This is a genomic window from Fulvivirga kasyanovii (assembly GCF_009711405.1).
Lineage (GTDB): Bacteria > Bacteroidota > Bacteroidia > Cytophagales > Cyclobacteriaceae > Fulvivirga > Fulvivirga kasyanovii.
Genome location: NZ_SMLW01000195.1, coordinates 1 through 1,898 on the forward strand (window position 1 = coordinate 1; position 1,898 = coordinate 1,898).

At 41.8% G+C, this 1,898-nt stretch carries 3 protein-coding genes; 2 read left to right on the forward strand and 1 reads right to left on the reverse strand.

Annotated features, from left to right (window positions below):
• The coding region (locus tag E1163_RS30250; protein ID WP_425482660.1) for a hypothetical protein at nucleotides 1–242 on the forward strand (242 nt) is incomplete at its 5' end.
• A gap of 22 nt (nucleotides 243–264) precedes the next feature.
• Complete coding sequence (locus E1163_RS00765) at nucleotides 265–696, forward strand: tellurite resistance TerB family protein (RefSeq protein ID WP_155168618.1); 432 nt, start codon at nucleotides 265–267, stop codon at nucleotides 694–696.
• 11 nt (nucleotides 697–707) lie between these two features.
• Here E1163_RS00765 and E1163_RS00770 read toward each other — a convergent pair.
• Nucleotides 708–1,898, reverse strand: a 1,191-nt coding sequence (locus E1163_RS00770; protein ID WP_155168619.1) for a sodium-dependent transporter, incomplete at its 5' end; no start/stop codon positions are given.

Sequence of the window (1,898 nt, forward strand, 5' to 3'; positions counted from 1 at the left end):
TGCCTGAGCAGATTGCTGCGGTGATGTCCAACATTGAAGCGCTGGAATTTGTTGTTCCTGAATTAGTGGAGGACAGAGAAGAGCAGTTGGCAGATGTAGTTTTTATGTCTATGGTTGATGGTACTATCGAAGAAAGGGAATACCTGCTCTGTCTTAATATTGCCGAGAGGCTGGGGTTGAAGAAATCGGATCTGGATGAAGTAATTGCCCTGGTAAAGAGGCTTTGGAGTAGAAATAATTAATTTACATTAAAATGTTGTTGTCATGATTGGATTTTTTGAACATCAGTACCTTGCTTATAAAAAGAACCACCTCAGTAACCTTATCGCTCTTGCCAAAGTAGATGGCCACCTGCACACTGAGGAAGAAAAAATGTTGTATAAAGTTGGTGCTAAATACGGTCTTAAGGATCGCCAGATCGCCTCGCTGATAAGAAGTGAGAAGGAGACCACCCTAAATGTGCCGGAAAGCCATGATCAGAAGATGAACCAGCTTTATGACCTGGTGATGATGGTTTATGCAGATGATGTTGTTGAAGACAGTGAAATTGAGTTTTGTGAGGAGTTGATGGCCAACTTTGGCTTTAAAAAGTCAGTAGTGAAGTGGATGATAGATATGTTTGATAAAGGAAATCCTCCCACACCGGAGGCATGGGAGGATTTGAAGAAGATTGCGGCAGAAAAATATGTTGCCTGACGGATTATTTATCAGATAATAGATAATCCGAAGAACTTGTCCAATACTGTATTTATAAATATAAGCGCCAGCAAAATAGGGGCGATGTACACCAGGATCAGGTTTATCACTTTTTCCATAAACGAACCTTTGTAACTCTCATTGCCCTCGCTGATCTCATCCGACAGGTTATGTGTCTTCCATTTTACAGCTATAAATATTGACATAAGACAACCTCCCAGTGGTAAGCTGATATCGGAGAATACTTCTGATACAAAATCTAAGAAAGATTTATCCCCGTAAAAACTCAGGGAAGAGAAAGCATCTACAGCACCTTGTGATAACATGCTAGGCAGCCCTACAATAAAAATGAAAGCAGCCAGCAGCCAAACAACAGCCTTTCTTGGGAGTTTTTTCTCGTCCACCAAATAAGCTACAGGAACCTCCAGTAGTGAAATGGTGGAAGTCAGTGCTGCAAAACAAAGCAACAGGAAGAAGCCACCACCAACGATTTTGCCAATGATAGGCCCCATGGCATTAAAAACACCGGGAAGGGCAACAAACACAAGTCCCGGGCCTTCTGAAGGGGTCTGCCCTTGCGAGAATACCAATGGGAATATCAACAGACCGGCCAGAAATGCCACCGATACATCCATGACGGAGATCATGGCTGCTGATGAAACAATATTTTGTTTTTTGTCAATATAAGATCCGTAAGTGATCAGGGCTCCCATACCCAGGGAAAGTGAGAAGAATGCCTGACCCAGTGCAGAATATATGGTTTCCAGGTTCAGTTTACTGATGTCCGGAAGCAGGTAAAATTTGATTCCTTCAATAGCGTTGTCCAGTGTTAAACTGTATACGATCAACCCTAAAAGGATCACATATAGCATTGGCATAAGTATTTTAGATGCTCTTTCTATACCGCCTGAAACACCTTTTACTACTATAAATGCCGTGATGATCATAAAACATACAGAAAAGAAAAGGTTATCCCAGATGTCACTTACGTAGCCACCGAAGAAACTTCTAAAATCTTCTGATTGTAAAAGGTTGCCAAAAGAAATTTCGAGGAAGTAGCCAAATGCCCAGCCTGCTACTACATTGTAGAATGACAGGATCATTATACCACACAATATTCCGAAAAGGCCAATCATGCCCCAGTTTTTTCCTCCGATTGATTTATAGGAGCCGTATGCATCCTTTTGAGCCCGCCGTCCAAT

Excerpts from the sequence above, each read along its gene's own strand:
- E1163_RS00765 (WP_155168618.1), top strand. The coding sequence starts at position 265 with ATGATTGGATTTTTTGAACATCAGTACCTTGCTTATAAAAAGAACCAC.